Here is a 15,396-nt window from a genome sequence, read left to right as displayed (position 1 = left end):
CCTCCAAAGCTCGCAATCGAGCCTCTTCGCTCCGCCGCTCCCTCAACTCTGTAATCCGTTGAACCTGCATAAGGCGGCGCCTTTCAGTATGAGAGGTCACAGTATCGTCTCCCCAATAGCGCGTAGCCTGGCGAGCGTCGTTGAGGCGTCGCTCGCTTCGTTAGGTCGCTGCCTCAAAAAGCTCTCGATCGCGTCTCTCTGGTCCAACGCGGCGTCAGCCAAAGGATCGCCCCCTCGCTGGTATTCGCCCATCTGAACAAGCATTTCGATATCATCGAGTTTTGCCATCATTGCCCGCACTGCTTCGGCTGCCGCAATTTGCCCGTGCCCTGCCAACTTGCGAAATAGACGCGATTGGCTGCGACCAATGTCAATTGCAGGATAATGTCCCCGCGCGCCCAGACTGCGGGACAGCACAATGTGTCCGTCAAGCAGGGACCGGACTTCTTCTGCTACGGGGTCTTCTTCCTCACCCTCGGTCAGCACGGTATAGAGCGCGGTTATGGCACCACGGCTATCTGATCCAGCCCGCTCAAAAAGCCGCGGCAATTCCGCAAACACCGAAGGCGGCAGACCGCGCCGAACAGCTGGTTCACCTGCCGCAAGTCCGATTTCGCGAAGGGCGCGGGCGTAACGGGTAACGCTATCCATCAATAGCAGGACATGCTTGCCTTGTGCTCGGAAACCTTCAGCAATAGCTGTCGCCGCTCGGGCAGCCCTCACCCGTTCCATTGCCGGTCGATCCGATGTTGCAACCACCACAACCGAGCGCGCAAGCCCTTCTTCACCCAAAGCATCTTCGATGAATTCGGGCACTTCACGGCCACGCTCGCCGATCATTCCGATCACAATAGCATCGGCATTCGCACGGCGAGCTAGCATCGCCAGCAGGGTCGATTTGCCACCCCCCGCGGCCGCGAAAATTCCCAGCCGCTGCCCTTCGCCCACAGTTAGAAGACCATCAATCGCACGGATTCCGCTTTCCAGAGGCTGAGTGATGGCGCGTCGATCCATTGGCGAAGGTGAGAGCGATACCAATGGACTATCCGGCTTTGGCGTGATTGGATCAAGGCCATCAAACGGCAGCCCGCGTGCATCGATAACGCGGCCCAAAAGGCCGTTGTGCGCAGGCACACGATCAGCCATCTCGCGCAGGACGACTTCGACTTCACTCTGGAGGCCGCGCAGATCGCCGAGAGGAGTGAGCAGCAGATCATTCCCCTCAAACCCGACCACTTCTGCGCTAAGGCTATGCTCGTCAGCACCGCCCAACACTTCCACTAGATCACCGATCCGCGCTCGCACACCGCGCACGCGCAAAGTGGTGCCCACTGCTCCAATCAATTTCCCGCGCTGTTCAAATAGAGGCGAGCGTAAGCTCTCCATCAAGGATGCAGAAGACTGGTTGCTCACCCTGTCAGTCGCCTCTTCAACCATTTGAAGACTCTGAGTGTTCATGACTCCGCCTCGTCTGTCTCGATAAGGCCCCAGCGCGTGCGCAACGTCTTTAGCTGAGTGTCGAGATCAGCGACAATCACACCATCTGCGGTCAGAACTCTGCAACCAAGAGGCCCCAGAGCGTCATTCGGCACGATTTGCGCCAAAGAGTGTTTATCGCTCGTCCGCTCAGTCACGGGGGCGACCAAGTCGGGTGCCAGCTGCACGACACAATTCTCTTGTCCAGCTCCAAGGCTTTTCAGTGCCTGCGCTGCAAGGCCGGTCACCACCTCAACATTATCGCGTTTTCCGATTAGACCAGTGACGACTTCCATCGCTGCTTCGCCAACCTTCGCATTGCGTTTTGCGTTCTCCTCAGCAAAACCGACCGAGAGTTTTTCCAACGCAACACAAAGCGCCTCGGCAAGCTCATTTCTCGCAGCTTGTTTTCCTTGCTTGTAGCCTTCTGCGCGTGCAGCCTCACGCGCAGTTTCGGTTTCCTCCTTTATTCGTCTGGCCTCGGCCAAGAGATCGGAAGCCTCGCGCATTTCCTTTACATCGCAGCGAGAAATCCGTGCGCTTGGGAGAGAGATAAGCGCCTCACCCATGATAATCGGGCCGCTCATGCCGCGCACTCCCGTGAATCATTAACCCGTCGCAACAGATCAGAAGCACGTTGGACTAGCCGCGCAATCTGGGGATTATCGCCAGCCTGCGCGATCAGACCATAGCCACGCTCAGTCAGAGCATTTGATTGAGGAATATCGTCGTGCAGGACATCTTGAGGCAGGCAAAGAAGGTCAACTTCGAGCAAAGCGTCAAGCAAATCCTCGCCCAACGCATTTGCCAATTGTTGCAAGCGCAGGCCGCCCACTTCTTTGTCCAAGGCGGGCTTTGCCTGTAGTACTGCAACAGCGCGGGCCAGATCATCGCCATCGTACTGAAGCAGGCGATTGGCGTTCCGCTGACGGACAAAAATTGCGAAAGTCGGCTCGCGCTCGCCATTCAGCCGCTTTTGGAAACGCAGGGCCCGGGGCGACAAGGAGACGCGAGAGGCGGAGGCTGCCATCCTGGCGCTACTCCGCGGGCTCGGATGCACGGATACCGGCATCGTCAAGATCGGCTTCGTCAAAAGGCGCTTCAGAGCGATACTCGCTGCCTAGATGATGCCTCATTCGATGCGCCTGCCTTCCCGCGCTGCGTAATGAAGCGTAACGCCACCCCGCCGCCAGCAACAGCAACAGGCCAAGAGCGCCAGCGAATGGAATCAAGACTTCGCGAAAGACATCTCCAACCGGATCATCCGGTGCAGTGGGGAGCGGCTTTGCTTCGGTCATGGCGACAGAAACACTGTCGTAGTCCAGTCCTTCGATGCTGTTCGTCACGAGCGATTTGATTGCTGCCGTTTGCGCAGGCAGGTCTAAACCCTCGCGATACTTGACGAATACCGAAGCAGAAGGTGGACTTGCTCTTCCAGTAAGAGCATTTGCTTCGGGCAGAGCGAGATGGACGCGCGCTTCGATGACGCCGTCGAATTGACTGATTGTGTTTGATAGCTCCTGGCTTAGGCCAAACATCAGCTGTGCTTGCTGTGCGACCTTTGAGGACGTGAAGCCCTTTTGTTCAAACACCGTACCGAGGGATTCAAAATTCTCCCGTGGCAATCCATTTTGCTTCAGAACCTCAACCGCCCTCGCAAAATCGCTGTCGTCAACGTGAACCGTGAAAGATCCCTTCTCACCGGGACTTTTGCTGCTGTCGATCCCCGCACTCATTAGGACAGAGATCATCTCGTTGGCTTCGCGCTCACCAACATCCCGGTAGAGTTCTTGCCCGCTGCATGCCACCAAGGCGAATGCGGTGAACATCGTAACGAACAGCGGCATCAGTCGTTTCATTTGCGGTTCCTCAGCTTTGCTGGCGGAAGAGTTGCTGCATCCCATCAGCACTTCGATTGGCGATGTTTGAGGTGAGCTGGCACTGGAACATGAATTCCTGGCATTTCATCGTCAGTTGGACGATTTCCCCCGGTGTCAGTTCGCCTCCGCTCAACTGGGCAGACTGCGCATAATCAGTGACAGCCCGCGCCTGCACGTCGATACCGTCCAGCGCGCGCAGCATGTTTCCGACAGGCGCAGGTAATTCGGTAGGCGCAGCACCGCTGACCGATTGCGCCTGTTCTATCGCCGCTGCGAATTTATCCGCCTTTGTCGAATTTGCGGCTCCGGTCGCTCCTAGCGCCTCTGAGGCATTCGGGGTTGGCCCCAGAGTGATCACTCGGTCGGTTGCAGTTCCGCTTGCTGCCGCAACTAGCGTGCTGATTATGGCATCCATGCTCATGGCGATCAGCTCTTACGAGCCATGGTTTCGAGCGCTTTTGACACGCTGTCGAGCGAAGTATGGCTGCTTTGTGCCATAAAGCTCATCCGCATCGATTCCGCAGTCAGCTGAGTGATCGCTGAAGGGCTATCGCCACCATTATTGGCGATACCATCCGACTGCTGCTCTATTTGAAGCGCCTGATTATCAAGCGCTGCGCCCCACGCGCCGGCAAATGCCTCAAACCAGTTGCGCGAACGTCCTTGGGATTGAAACATAGTCCCTGACCCCGCAAGGTCGGTGAGGATGCGAGTGTCTATTGTGTTCATCGCTTTCTTTCCTTTCCTACTTCTGCTTCCAAATTCATTCGTCCTGAGTGCAGCCTACATTCGCAGGGTGTCGCGCAGGCCTTCACGCTCGACAATCACCGCGTTTTCCTTGATTTCGATGATCGTGTGACCCGTCGGCAGGTTCGCTCCAGAGAACCAGCGCGTGCCGTCCTCCGTCACGATGTAGCTGGGATCGCCCGAAACAAAGCTCGCTGCGCCATAGCCTGGCGCATTGAAGAAATAGGCGAGGTCAGCTTCACCCCTATCTGCCGACGTTTCAAAGGTGAATGAAGCGACGCGCGGCAAGTCGCGTCTCAACCGCTCTTCAAGATCGCCTAACCTGTCCCTTGGCAAAAACTCGGTCTCGATAACGAGGCCATTAACGCCATCGGGGCGGACATCTGCGTCTACATCTTGAGCGGCGAGAAGGTTGTCCGCTGCTTCCGCTGCGCCTTGCAGCGTGGCAACGCCCAAAGTGATGTCGGGATACTCCTTCTCAGTCCAGGCCTTGAGCCTCAAAAGATCATCCTCACCCGGTACAAGACCTATGATAGCAAGCCCTTCGCCATAATGAGCGGGTTCAACTATCAAACGTCCGAAGCCGATCTCGGCGAGGTCTCTTTGCACGCGCTCCTCAGAAACTCTCGCTCCGCCAAGCACGCTGGTCCCGAACCATGTGCCACCGGCCAAGACCAACAAGAGCGTGGCAAAAGCCGACAAAACCTTGGGAGAGCCGATAGTTGCGCCATACCGATCGCGCATTGGTTGAGTGCGCAAATCAATCCGCTCAGTCATGTTGGTATTGGGGAGCAATGTGCCATGATCTGGCGGCGCTGCTATGGCATTTTGCTGGGCAATTCTTTCCGCCTCAAGCCAGCGTTCTTCGCATTCGCCACCGATCGCAAAAACAAAGCTAGAAAAGCGTACAGGCACAAACGGTTCGAGCATGATCCGCTCACCCACAACCAATTTGCGTCCGAGAACCATGATATGTCCTGCAACCACTTCGAGCAGTGCAAGGCGGCCTTGCGGCGTGAGCTGGATTGCGAAGCCACGCGATTCTTTATCGCGCAGCACGATATCGTTTTCATAACTGTGGCCAACCATGATCCTGCGATCAGGGGGCAGGCTGTGCTGCGCACCCTTGCTGCGCCCCAACAGCACACGCAACAACATCCTTTCGTGGTTCCGGCCGTCTTGCGGATCAGCAGCAGCCGCGAAATCGACACGCTGCTCTGAAACGGGTGAGATTGCGTTCATGGCCGCTGTGCCCCCTGCCCTTCAACCGAGCTCAGTTGATCTATCGAATGCGGATTGAAACGCTGGCGCGCGACGCCAACTGATCCGAGATTGCGCACGCGCGGCGTCAGCAAGATCAGTCGTTCAATCTGCTGTTCACCTTTCCGGCGACTTTTAAATGCTTCGCCCAGCAACGGGATATCGCCCAAGATCGGGGTTTTGCGCTTTCGATCAAAGTTTCGAGTTCTAGCCAACCCAGCGAGCATCGCGCTTTCGCCGTGCCTTACAATCGCGGTTGTCGTTATGCGCGGTCCGGCAGCTGTCGGCACCCCGTCAACCTCCATCCCATTAAGCGATGTATCGCTAATCTCGATCTGCATTCGGATACGCATGTCGCCGCCGTCTTCGATGGCAGAAGGTCGGATGCGCATTGCAAGGCCGTAATTGATCGCAAACGCATTGGCGACGCGTTCCGACTGGTTACGAATGACTTGCTCAGCCGTTATGTCGAACGTCGCCACTTCGTTATTTGTTGTTGAAAGCGTGGGACGCGTCACCACGCGAACCGCTCCATTCTCCTCGAGCAGGCGCAGTCGCCCGAAGAAGAAGTCACCATCATTCGTCACGAGACCGCCGGTTATGCCTCCGGGTCCAAGATCGGGGCTGCCGATTAAGACGCCAAGGCCCAGATCGGCAATTATTCCGCCCAAGGTGACACGCAATTCCTTGAGGCGAGTGACATCCAGTTCGAGAATAGTGACCTGCGTTTCGATAATGAGAGGTTCAATGTCGAGATTTGCGATCAGCGCTTCGTAAACCGGCATGATTTCTGGACGATCGCGGACAATCACCGCGTTATTGATCCGGTCTGCTGAAATGCGCGGACCGTTGAGATCAAGAGTTGCAGCGGTTGGCGCTTCCTGGGGCTCGTTTCGGACAAGCGCGCCAAGCAACGGGTCATAGGCTGTTTCAGGCCCGATGCGCCTAATGCCATCTGTCGGACGAACATTGGTGCCATTGGTCGTTACATCACCAGGCTGACGGCCATCGCCCATCTGTTCCTGCAGCAGGCTTGCAACGCCTGGAATGATTTCAGCGCGTGTGGTGCTGCGGACTTCACGGTCAGCAGCATCTCGGTATTTGAGATAAAAGATACGCACTTCGAAAGGGTTGCGACCACCTGCCGGTTGGAGCACTTTGGAACTCACACTGGTGCGAACCAATGGCGAGGAAAGCGATTGCGCCACCGGCACTGGTCTGACAGCTGGCCCACCGGTCCCTTGTGCAAGAGCAGACTGTCCCGGCATTTTCTTCGCGAGGGATTCGACCCTGTCGAGATAGGCCGGAACACCGCTTGCCAACACGATACCATCGCCAGCCTTGGCAATGTTGACAGCATCGCCAATTTCGAGCTTGCGAATCTGGGCAAGCAATTGTGCTGGGTCGTAAGTGCTGATCGAGCGGCTGCTCAATTCCTCTTGGGAGTAAACGCGCACGACAGATCCATCGTAATACGCGACCAAGCCATAGGCGCGCGAAATCGCTTGCCAAATCTGTTTAGGGGTTCCTGGAAAGACACCCTGAACCTTTTGACCTTTTACAGCGGTGCTTACTTTTACAGCAAGACCAGCCTCGCCCATGAGGTCAGCAACAAAGTCGCGCACATCCTGGCCGCGTGCGCTGAGCGAAATTTTCTTGTCGGAAAATGGGGGCTCTTTCGCTTGCACCGATGAACTGATCGATAGTGAGAGCAACGCCATTATAACGGCTAAAACTGTTATCGCGTGGCGAAGGAATAATCCGATACACTCATGAGCGAGAGATTGGGGGATCACTCTGCTGCCTCCATTTCATGCATGGTCGCGCCTGAATGCGACACGAGATCGGGTTCAATATCGAGCTGGCCGACCACATCGAGCGGGACAGCGGGATTTAATTCATTGAAACTGAGCACCGGCACTTCGAAAAGATCGGCGGCAGTGATCAAACGCAATGGACGGCGTAGATCTTGAGCGGTGAGGATCGCACGCGCTTCGCTTTTTTCGACTTCGCTCCCGATCAATCGCACAAAATCCCGCATTTTCATCGGATCGATTGCCAAACGTGTTTGACCGTCAATTACCGTTGCTGTTTTGCGGATGGCCTCTTCAGCGCGCTGCCCGATCATCAGAACGCGCAGTTTACCATCATCGCAGAGTGGTGCGATAAGGTTCCGGCGAAGCTTGGCGCGAGTTCTGGCAGCGATAGCCGCGGGCTCACGCTCGCTTTGTCCGGCTTCGCAAATTGCCTCGACGCAATCACGCAGGTTTCGCAGAGGGACCTGCTCTTCTGCAAGTAGTCGAAGCACCTCGCGAATGGTTGGCATGGATACGGCGCGCACGGTCTCTTTCACGACTTCGGGATAGGTTTCCCCAAGTCTGTCGAGCATTTCAGTCGTTTCCTGAAGGCCGAGGAAGACCGGCAGATTGCGGCGCAAAAACTCCCGCACAAGCGCTGGCAAACGCTCTTCAATATGTGCAGGGTCTTCTCGTGAAAGCGCAAGCGGCGCATCATAGGCAGATAGCTCCCAGCTTCCCGACGGTCGCTCTTCGATGAACTGCGCAATTCGCAGCGCAGGAAGAGCAATTCCGGAACGCTCCTGCACTTCGCTGCGAGACTGATCCAACTTTTCGGCGAGGCGCTGCATATCGGCCGCGCTTGCTCCGTCCCAGGCAAGAAAAAGAACCAGTGGCTCAGCCGTTGGCGCAGGCCTTGCACGGAGTGTGATTTCGCTTGGCGCCTCCTCAGTGTCGGTCGTGCCGCGCGAAAAGACGCCGCGCACTTTAGGCCCTATGAAATCATGCCGCCATACCCCGCAGCCGGTAAGTACAAGACCGAGTGAAAAGAAAACCGCAACTGGAAAGCCCGGGATCAGCCCAAGGACAAACGCGATGATGCCAGCCGCAATCAGTGTTCCAGGCCTGGCCCCGACTTCCGAAAAGATAGCAGGCGCAAGGTCGGACTTGGTTTCCGGGTCATTGCTGCGAGTAACCAGCAGGCCTGCCGCCAGTGCACAAAGGAAAGCGGGTATCTGCGCAACCAACCCATCGCCAATCGTTAGGATTGAGAAGGTCGTAGCCGCCTCTGTCACCGAAAGGCCATGAGTAAACATACCCACCGCGATACCGCCGATCAGATTGATCAACACAATCACAATGCCGCAAATGGCATCGCCTTTGACGAATTTCATCGCCCCATCGAGGCTGCCGTAAAGCTTGCTCTCTTGCTCAAGCAGATTTCGTTTTTCTCGCGCCTCATCCTTCGACAACAGCCCCGAACGCAAGTCACTGTCGATCGAAAGCTGCTTGCCAGGCATCGCATCGAGACTGAAGCGCGCGCACACCTCGGCGACGCGCTCTGAACCTTTGGATATGACGATGAACTGCACCACCGTGATGATCAGAAACACCACCAGTCCGATAACGATGCTGCCGGCCGCTGCCGTTTCACCGAACTCTCTAATTATCTGGCCACCGTCCATCTCGCTCAGGATCATGCGCGTGGTTGCTATGCTGATCGCCAGGCGGGTCACTGTGGTGAAGAGGAGAACTGAGGGGAAAGTGGAGAAATCCAGCGGCTGACGAACACTGATGACTGCGATGAGCAGCAAGACTGCAATCGTAAGATTGATCGCGATAAAAACATCAAGCAGAGCCGGGGGAAACGGCAGAATGAACATCGCAAATATGGCGAGCAAACCCGCGATAATCGCGATCTGGGCTGACGGAATGTGCGTTGCCGAACGCTTCAGGCCATGGATCAGCTCCATCAGAAGTTTACCGTCAACCCGCTTTCAGCCGCTAGTTTTCGATAATTCGCCTTGACCTTCACGACATAATTGCGCGTCTCGTGGTAAGGCGGGATCGCATTGCCATATTTGCGCACCGCGCCCTCGCCCGCATTGTAGGCGGCGAGAACGAGGTCGATGTTTCCGTCAAACCGAGACCAAAGCTGACTTAGCAACTTGGCCCCAGCATTCACATTTGTGTTCGGATTGTAGAGGTGCTGCGAATTGCGCACTCCGAGCATTCTGCCAGTACCGGGCATAACCTGCATCAGGCCGCGTGCGCCAGCATGACTGGTCGCGTTAGGCTTGTACGCTGATTCCTGTTTGATCACCGCATGAAGCAGAAGCGGATCGACCCGATGAGCCCGCGCAGCATTCGCGATCGTCTCATCAAAGGCGGTCGCATAGCTTCGTGGACGAAGTGCAAGTATTGCGGCTTCTTGCTCAGACGTCCCCGCCGAAGGTTGTGGCATCGCTGCCACCGCTCCTGTCGCGGTCTGATTGGCGCCTGTGTTCCATGCACCTACGCCTGGCCGGATCGCCACTTGACTTCCGTCACGCGAAGCTATCGCGACAGTTTGTTGATCGCGTTCTTTCTTCGACTTGCCATCGACTGCACCCTGTTCCGTCTCAGCGGGAATTTTCCATGCTGGGATGAACTGAGGAGAATCGTTTGCCTCCACCTTCATCGCTCGCAAGTGACTTGTTTGCCGGATTGTCGTTTCTACGAAGGCTGAAACTGGGCAGTGGCCGATCAGACCTTCAAAATGACGGAGGGTGTCGAGATTTGCCACTCTGAGCGGCGCATCGATCGGACACTCCCCGGGGTTCTCTATGGGCCCTGGCGGTTTCTCTCTCGCAGTAACGGATGCTGGGCTAACACTAATTAATCCCAGAATACCTAAAACTCTAACATGCGTGGCAATAGTCATTCGCAAAACAAACCCCCTCTTAGTCATTATTTATGACAAAATAAGATTGTTAAGCGAACTCTACTGGGGAGATCGCCTCACTATACGATAAACCTCTGTTATTATGTCCCAATTTAAAAGAATCGGCACGACTCACATCGCTATCTTTGCCTAGTCACCCAAACGATAATCATTTTTTCGAAACTGAAAAGCCTGTTAAGGTCGATCATTTTTCATATATTTTTTAGGTATTTATGTGGCATTTTCGAAGTATATTGCCTTTTTTGCACATTCGACTTGTCGCATTTTTCCAACAGGTCGGCCTTGAGACAAATTGAAGTCATTACTTCAGATTCGCGAATATCATTTACTGACAAGGGTGTAATTAGTGGATTCGTCATTGACTTTATTCTGACGACACTGAATCCATAGTGGAAGTCCTGATACGCCAGCTGCGCGGACAGGGACGAGTCGACACTAAATCGGAGAGCGGCGCATTGGCAGACAAGGACAAAGGCGGAGACAAGACAGAGCTTCCTACTGCCCGCAAGTTGCAGGACGCTCGAAAGAAAGGTGACATCCCAAAAGGGAAAGAAATCACCCCGATGCTGGGCACGATGGCCGCGGTAGTCTTGTTGATGGTGGCATCAGGCTACATCGGTTCGCGCATTACCGGTTTTGCCCAAACCACTGTCCAAACCGCAGCGACTGCGGATTTTGCGGAGCAATTGGCTGGATTGGGGAGCGAGGCCGCTCTACTTTTTTTATCGCTTTCCGCGATCATTCTTTTCCCGCTTTGCGCTGCCGCGTTCTTCTCTGAGTTCCTGCAGACCAAAGGTCTTATCGCTACAGAAAAGCTGAAGCCGAAACCCGATAACCTAAATCCCGTTGAAGGGATCAAACGGATATTCGGCAAGCAGGGCCTGATCGAATTGGTCAAGACGCTGATCAAGGTCATCGCGATTGTCGCCATTGTATGGTTTGTCGCAGAAGATCAGATCAATGAAGTCACCGGCATGCTGATACCAGCAACCGATCCCCTTTGGCGCGAAGGCGCAGGGATGCAGGCCGGTACCGCTGATGCCATCCACACCTACGTCGTCACTCTAAAGATCCTTGCATTAGTGAGTGCGGTCTTCGTGCTCGTTGCGATTGGTGATGCGATCTGGGCACGGAAACAGTTCATCAAAGAAATGATGATGAGCCGCCGCGATATCAAAGATGAACACAAGCGCGATGAAGGCGACCCGCACATAAAAGGGGAGCGGCGTCAGTTGGCGCAGGAATGGGCCCAATCAGGTTCAGTCTCACAAACGGCAGATTCCAACGCCTTGCTCGTCAATCCGACGCATCTTGCGATTGCGTTGGCATACGATCCAGACAATGCGCCGATCCCTGTTGTCCTCGCACGCGGAGAAGGCGAAATCGCAGCTGCAATGCGCGACGTTGCGCAATCTTGCGGCGTGCCAGTTGTTCGTCACGTGCCAACGGCGCGGAAATTGTGGGCGCGCGGCGAAGTGGGCGAAATGATTCCGGAAGACATGTTTGACGCGATCGCCGAAGTTATCCTGTGGGCGCGAAAGGCTCGCTCTGGCGAAGCACCGATGGAATGCGACCTTCACCGTGAAGCGAGCCAACCCGAGCAGCTCCCCCCTCAACTCGCATCCGCAGATTAGAACGATAAGCTACCCGCCATGAACATCGGAACGCTATTCTCATCTCTTCTCGCGATCATCATTTCGCTGGCGTTTGTCGTCGCACTGGCCTGGGGGACGTTATGGCTTTTGAAACGCTTTCAGGATGGCAGCTTTGGGCGGCTTTCTGGTGGAGATGCCGGGCCAAACTTGCGGTTTGAGAAAGCATTGCCGATCGGTCCGCGTGAAAGGCTGGTGCTGGTCGAAGTTGAAGGTGAGCAAATGCTTTTGGGCGTGACGGCGCATGCGATCACACCAATCAAAAGCTGGCCTATAAGCGGCGAGACTGACCCCGAACTCGAAAACGACAGCACGCCACAGCCATCTTCAAACCCCGCAATGCAGGATGCTGCCAAACGTTTTCGCTTGCGAATGGCGGACGAGGGAATTGGCCAGGAACAAAACCAATGAACCTTCCCGTCAGAGGTCTTGGCGCGACTGTCTGCGATCTTGTGCCAGAACACATTGCCCAAGCACGAGCAGCAGCCGAGAGGCTGCGTGAAGCCGGATTTGATATTGAGATCACTCCGGCTCGGAAAACCGATGGTGTATGGTTCACCAGCGAAAGTCTGTTCTTCTTGCCTCTCAGGAACCCGCCTTTGAAGGGCGCACCTGCAGAAGCACTTGTCCTGGCCGTCAGTGAGCACGAGGATGTGCTTTCAGAAATTGAGCAAGCGCTCGGCGTTGCGGCTGAGTTCAACGATTTCCGCCAGCTCTCCCAGGACTACCCAGCTCTGACTCTCCATCAAAATGGTCAGGCTCTGGGTCGCCTTATCCTCACGACCTATATTGCATCACCCGGCAAGTCTTCGAAGCCTAGTGCGCCTGTGATTGTACGCCTGTGTTTTGATGCTGCGCGCCTTTCCGTGAGCGAAGCTGAAGCACTTGAGGGAGGCGATATGGTCGTGCTGCGTCATGGCCCTTGGCCTTTGATCCGCGGCTGCGATGGCCCTGAGAGGATTCTTAGCGGCCCGGGCATGCCACCGCTCGGGCTTGATCCTCTCAGCGGCACTCTAGTCCCGACGCTTTCCCAACATCCCTCCCCCCTCTCCAATCCCCTAGGCCAAGGAACAGTTCGCGCCATGTCCGTAAGTGAGCAGCACTCTAGTGATGAAGAGTTTTCAACCCTTAGCGTGCCAGTAGCGATTCATCTCGTCGATACGGCAATCACACAGTCAGAGTTAGCACGTATGGCCCAGACCGGCACGTTTGATATCGGCGCTGTGGCAGAGGGATTAAGTGCCGAGCTTTCAGTCGCTGGACGCTGCATTGGACGTGGGGAAATCGTGCGGATCGGCGATCGTTTCGCCGTGCTTTTGGACCAGACGCAAACCGAAAAAGCATCCCCTCAAGACACTGGTGAACAGTCAGACCCCAAAAACGCTGGAGAAACTTCATCTGAACTGTCCGGAAGCTCCATCTGATGGAGCTCGGCACTTTCACCCCCGGCTCCGCACTCGTAACAGTCATAATTATTGCGCTGGCACCCTTTTTGGCGGTGATGGTCACAAGCTTTACGAAAATCGTTGTGGTGCTTTCAATCGTGCGCACCGCGCTAGGCCTCCAGCAGACACCGCCCAATGTAGTGCTGAATGGGCTTGCGCTGATCCTCACCATCTATGTGATGTATCCAACGCTGCAGGATATGAGCCTTGCGGCAGGGCTGACGGGTGAGGAAGTTGCGACAATGCCTGGCGATGAGCCGCCAGATGTTGGCCAGATACAGGATACCCAAGAGATCATCGCAACTGCGGACCGAGTGAAGGAACCTTTGCGAGAATTCCTTGTCGCTAACACCACGCAGGAAGATCGTGCCTTCCTGCTCGCCACGCAAAAGCAAATCAGCGGTCCGGAACGGGCCGAGGAATTGTCAGACACCGATTTCGTGATTGTCATTCCGGCCTTTGCCGTGCGCGAATTGAAGCTCGCGTTTCAAATCGGCTTTCTCATATTTCTGCCTTTCCTGATCATCGATCTGCTGATTTCAAACATTCTTCTGGCGCTCAACATGATGATGCTCAGCCCGGTCACGATATCGCTGCCCTTTAAGGTGCTTTTGTTCGTGCTGGTCGATGGCTGGGTGAAGCTTAGCCACGGACTTGTTCTGTCCTACGTTTAGTCGGCGCAAAAGGAGAGCCCGGAACCGTTATGGACATGACTGACATCACACTGGAGGCTTTGTGGTTGGTGCTGCTTCTTTCAGCCCCGCCTGTGATCGCAGCATCGATTGTGGGGCTGTTGGTCGCTGTCGTGCAAGCGGCCACCCAAATTCAGGAACAGACGCTCCAATTCACTCTCAAGTTTTTTGCAATCGTGCTCACTCTGTTTGTGACAGCCTCGCTCATGGCAGGTAGCCTTTACGCTTTCAGCGATCAGATTTTCAGCAACTTTCCGCAGATGGTGGGATGAGTGTGCCTGATAGCCTTGGAGCTTCGCTAGTCGAGGCTGTTCCTTGGACAGAACAGGCGTTGTTGGTGGGCGCAGGCTCTGCACGGTTCGGGTTCGCTTTCCTGATGTTGCCGCTCTTCTCAAATGAGCAAATGCCGGCGCTGGTGCGCAATTCACTTATTGTAACATTTGGCCTTGTCACGCTCGCTTTGCCGATCAGCTTCGAACCGCAAAGTCTAAGTGCCACGCAATGGACTCTCTTGATTGGGAGGGAGGCCGCTGCAGGTATCGTTCTAGGCCTGTTCTTTGGGACATTCCTGTGGGCAATGGCATCCGCTGGTGAAATCATTGACAGCAAGTCGGGCGCCACCATTGCCCAGATCATTGATCCGGTCAGCGGTTCAACGCAGTCGCTCACTGCTTCGTTTCTTGGCAAGTTTGCACAGGTCACCTTCGTCACTGCGGGCGGCCTGACATTGCTTGTTGGCACACTCATGCTGAGTTTTGGAGTGTGGCCAATGGGACCGGGCGGGCTAACGCTGGATACCGAGGCTGTGCGATTATTCGAAGGCGAATTGGGACGCTTCTTCATGATCGCGTTCTTCATAGCATCGCCCGTCCTGTTGATACTGTTCATCATTGACCTGGGCATGGGCGTACTCAATCGGTTTGCGCCCAATTTCAATGTCTTCATGTTATCCCTTTCCATCAAGACAACTGCTGCCATCTTTATCTTGCTGCTGATCCTCCCCCTGCTCGCAGAAATGGTCATTGGCGATTTGGCAACGAGGCAGGATGTCAGCTTTAGCATCATGGAACGTGCGGGAGACCCGCAATGAGTGATCTCAAGCGTCGAGATGAAAACGATCTCAATTTCGATCCAGCATCCATTGACCCGGAAATGCTCGCGCTCATCACCCGTATGCGCGAAGCAGCGCAGCGCGATCCGGCGCGCCAACGTGAAGTCGACATCGGGGAATTCAGCGTAGACGGTGCACGAGTTCCATTGTCTCTGGTCGAACCACTCGAAGGCCTTACCCGAACTGAAGCAGCAGCATTGCGGTTTGCCGGTTGGGGCCGGTCCAATGCAGATATCGCGACGCTTCTCTCAATCGGTGAAGGCACCGTGCGCACGCACCTTAGCAACGCCGTTCGCAAGCTTGATCTCGACGGAATGCGTGAGCTGGCTGCCTTGGCAGGTCTGCTGTTTTATTCGCTCGACTGACCCCAGTTCCCGCCACCTATACACATTG

General features: G+C 55.4%; 17 protein-coding genes. 7 read left to right on the top strand and 10 right to left on the bottom strand.

What is annotated here, in order from left to right:
• Positions 1–96 precede the first annotated feature (96 nt).
• From AUC45_RS13160 to AUC45_RS15910, 10 genes are all read right to left on the bottom strand, one after another.
• Entirely contained in the window at positions 97–1,458 is a 1,362-nt protein-coding gene (locus AUC45_RS13160; protein ID WP_233998766.1) for a FliI/YscN family ATPase, read from the bottom strand.
• Complete coding sequence (locus tag AUC45_RS13155) at positions 1,455–2,063, bottom strand: FliH/SctL family protein (protein WP_067603335.1); 609 nt, start codon at positions 2,061–2,063, stop codon at positions 1,455–1,457. Before AUC45_RS13155 ends, AUC45_RS13160 begins: the two co-directional genes overlap by 4 nt.
• Complete coding sequence (locus tag AUC45_RS13150; RefSeq protein WP_067603333.1) at positions 2,060–2,506, bottom strand: hypothetical protein; 447 nt, start codon at positions 2,504–2,506, stop codon at positions 2,060–2,062. Before AUC45_RS13150 ends, AUC45_RS13155 begins: the two co-directional genes overlap by 4 nt.
• 7 nt (positions 2,507–2,513) lie before the next feature.
• Complete coding sequence (sctJ, locus tag AUC45_RS13145) at positions 2,514–3,335, bottom strand: type III secretion system inner membrane ring lipoprotein SctJ (RefSeq protein WP_197409572.1); 822 nt, start codon at positions 3,333–3,335, stop codon at positions 2,514–2,516.
• A gap of 10 nt (positions 3,336–3,345) precedes the next feature.
• Positions 3,346–3,777 (bottom strand): hypothetical protein, encoded by a 432-nt coding sequence (locus AUC45_RS13140; protein ID WP_067603328.1) that lies wholly within the window; start codon positions 3,775–3,777, stop codon positions 3,346–3,348.
• Between the two features lie 5 nt (positions 3,778–3,782).
• The gene (locus tag AUC45_RS13135; RefSeq protein WP_067603327.1) at positions 3,783–4,085 is read right to left on the bottom strand and encodes a hypothetical protein; all 303 of its coding nucleotides are present in this window, start codon (positions 4,083–4,085) and stop codon (positions 3,783–3,785) included.
• Between the two features lie 54 nt (positions 4,086–4,139).
• Positions 4,140–5,345 carry a hypothetical protein gene (locus AUC45_RS13130; protein WP_067603326.1) on the bottom strand — a complete coding sequence of 402 codons (1,206 nt, stop codon included), beginning with the start codon at positions 5,343–5,345 and terminating at the stop codon, positions 4,140–4,142.
• A complete protein-coding gene (locus AUC45_RS13125) occupies positions 5,342–7,084 on the bottom strand; it encodes a secretin N-terminal domain-containing protein (protein WP_067603325.1) in 1,743 nt (580 codons plus the stop codon). The genes AUC45_RS13130 and AUC45_RS13125 overlap by 4 nt, the downstream gene beginning before the upstream one ends.
• A gap of 71 nt (positions 7,085–7,155) precedes the next feature.
• Positions 7,156–9,132: a flagellar biosynthesis protein FlhA gene (locus AUC45_RS13120; protein ID WP_067603324.1), complete on the bottom strand. Its 1,977-nt coding sequence runs from the start codon at positions 9,130–9,132 to the stop codon at positions 7,156–7,158.
• Positions 9,132–9,944 (bottom strand): lytic transglycosylase domain-containing protein, encoded by an 813-nt coding sequence (locus AUC45_RS15910; protein WP_197409571.1) that lies wholly within the window; start codon positions 9,942–9,944, stop codon positions 9,132–9,134. Before AUC45_RS15910 ends, AUC45_RS13120 begins: the two co-directional genes overlap by 1 nt.
• A gap of 548 nt (positions 9,945–10,492) precedes the next feature.
• Between AUC45_RS15910 and AUC45_RS13110 the strand changes: the two genes are divergently transcribed.
• The 7 genes from AUC45_RS13110 to AUC45_RS13080 are packed head-to-tail and all read left to right on the top strand — an operon-like array spanning position 10,493 to position 15,368.
• Positions 10,493–11,737: a flagellar biosynthesis protein FlhB gene (locus AUC45_RS13110; protein ID WP_067603321.1), complete on the top strand. Its 1,245-nt coding sequence runs from the start codon at positions 10,493–10,495 to the stop codon at positions 11,735–11,737.
• Between the two features lie 18 nt (positions 11,738–11,755).
• On the top strand, positions 11,756–12,166 hold the full coding sequence (fliO, locus tag AUC45_RS13105) for a flagellar biosynthetic protein FliO (RefSeq protein WP_067603319.1): 411 nt from the start codon (positions 11,756–11,758) through the stop codon (positions 12,164–12,166).
• The gene (locus AUC45_RS13100; RefSeq protein WP_067603317.1) at positions 12,163–13,179 is read left to right on the top strand and encodes a hypothetical protein; all 1,017 of its coding nucleotides are present in this window, start codon (positions 12,163–12,165) and stop codon (positions 13,177–13,179) included. The genes fliO and AUC45_RS13100 overlap by 4 nt, the downstream gene beginning before the upstream one ends.
• Positions 13,179–13,874 (top strand): type III secretion system export apparatus subunit SctR, encoded by a 696-nt coding sequence (sctR, locus tag AUC45_RS13095; RefSeq protein ID WP_067603315.1) that lies wholly within the window; start codon positions 13,179–13,181, stop codon positions 13,872–13,874. The genes AUC45_RS13100 and sctR overlap by 1 nt, the downstream gene beginning before the upstream one ends.
• A 35-nt stretch (positions 13,875–13,909) precedes the next feature.
• Positions 13,910–14,164 (top strand): type III secretion system export apparatus subunit SctS, encoded by a 255-nt coding sequence (gene sctS / locus AUC45_RS13090; RefSeq protein WP_082701183.1) that lies wholly within the window; start codon positions 13,910–13,912, stop codon positions 14,162–14,164.
• A complete protein-coding gene (gene sctT / locus AUC45_RS13085) occupies positions 14,161–14,982 on the top strand; it encodes a type III secretion system export apparatus subunit SctT (protein WP_067603310.1) in 822 nt (273 codons plus the stop codon). Before sctS ends, sctT begins: the two co-directional genes overlap by 4 nt.
• On the top strand, positions 14,979–15,368 hold the full coding sequence (locus AUC45_RS13080) for a helix-turn-helix transcriptional regulator (protein WP_082701128.1): 390 nt from the start codon (positions 14,979–14,981) through the stop codon (positions 15,366–15,368). Before sctT ends, AUC45_RS13080 begins: the two co-directional genes overlap by 4 nt.
• Positions 15,369–15,396: the final 28 nt, after the last annotated feature.

This window comes from Erythrobacter sp. YT30 (assembly GCF_001542875.1).
Classification (GTDB): domain Bacteria; phylum Pseudomonadota; class Alphaproteobacteria; order Sphingomonadales; family Sphingomonadaceae; genus Erythrobacter.
The sequence above is the reverse complement of the archived record's forward strand: the minus strand, read 5'-3'. Positions and strand labels throughout refer to the sequence as shown.

Excerpts from the sequence above, each read along its gene's own strand:
- fliO (WP_067603319.1), top strand. The coding sequence starts at position 11,756 with ATGAACATCGGAACGCTATTCTCATCTCTTCTCGCGATCATCATTTCG.
- AUC45_RS13125 (WP_067603325.1), bottom strand. The coding sequence starts at position 7,084 with ATGGCGTTGCTCTCACTATCGATCAGTTCATCGGTGCAAGCGAAAGAG.
- AUC45_RS13150 (WP_067603333.1), bottom strand. The coding sequence starts at position 2,506 with ATGGCAGCCTCCGCCTCTCGCGTCTCCTTGTCGCCCCGGGCCCTGCGT.
- sctJ (WP_197409572.1), bottom strand. The coding sequence starts at position 3,335 with ATGAAACGACTGATGCCGCTGTTCGTTACGATGTTCACCGCATTCGCC.
- sctT (WP_067603310.1), top strand. The coding sequence starts at position 14,161 with ATGAGTGTGCCTGATAGCCTTGGAGCTTCGCTAGTCGAGGCTGTTCCT.
- AUC45_RS13160 (WP_233998766.1), bottom strand. The coding sequence starts at position 1,458 with ATGAACACTCAGAGTCTTCAAATGGTTGAAGAGGCGACTGACAGGGTG.
- AUC45_RS13130 (WP_067603326.1), bottom strand. The coding sequence starts at position 5,345 with ATGAACGCAATCTCACCCGTTTCAGAGCAGCGTGTCGATTTCGCGGCT.
- AUC45_RS13080 (WP_082701128.1), top strand. The coding sequence starts at position 14,979 with ATGAGTGATCTCAAGCGTCGAGATGAAAACGATCTCAATTTCGATCCA.
- AUC45_RS13155 (WP_067603335.1), bottom strand. The coding sequence starts at position 2,063 with ATGAGCGGCCCGATTATCATGGGTGAGGCGCTTATCTCTCTCCCAAGC.
- AUC45_RS13100 (WP_067603317.1), top strand. The coding sequence starts at position 12,163 with ATGAACCTTCCCGTCAGAGGTCTTGGCGCGACTGTCTGCGATCTTGTG.
- sctS (WP_082701183.1), top strand. The coding sequence starts at position 13,910 with ATGACTGACATCACACTGGAGGCTTTGTGGTTGGTGCTGCTTCTTTCA.
- AUC45_RS13140 (WP_067603328.1), bottom strand. The coding sequence starts at position 3,777 with ATGAGCATGGATGCCATAATCAGCACGCTAGTTGCGGCAGCAAGCGGA.
- sctR (WP_067603315.1), top strand. The coding sequence starts at position 13,179 with ATGGAGCTCGGCACTTTCACCCCCGGCTCCGCACTCGTAACAGTCATA.
- AUC45_RS13135 (WP_067603327.1), bottom strand. The coding sequence starts at position 4,085 with ATGAACACAATAGACACTCGCATCCTCACCGACCTTGCGGGGTCAGGG.
- AUC45_RS13120 (WP_067603324.1), bottom strand. The coding sequence starts at position 9,132 with ATGGAGCTGATCCATGGCCTGAAGCGTTCGGCAACGCACATTCCGTCA.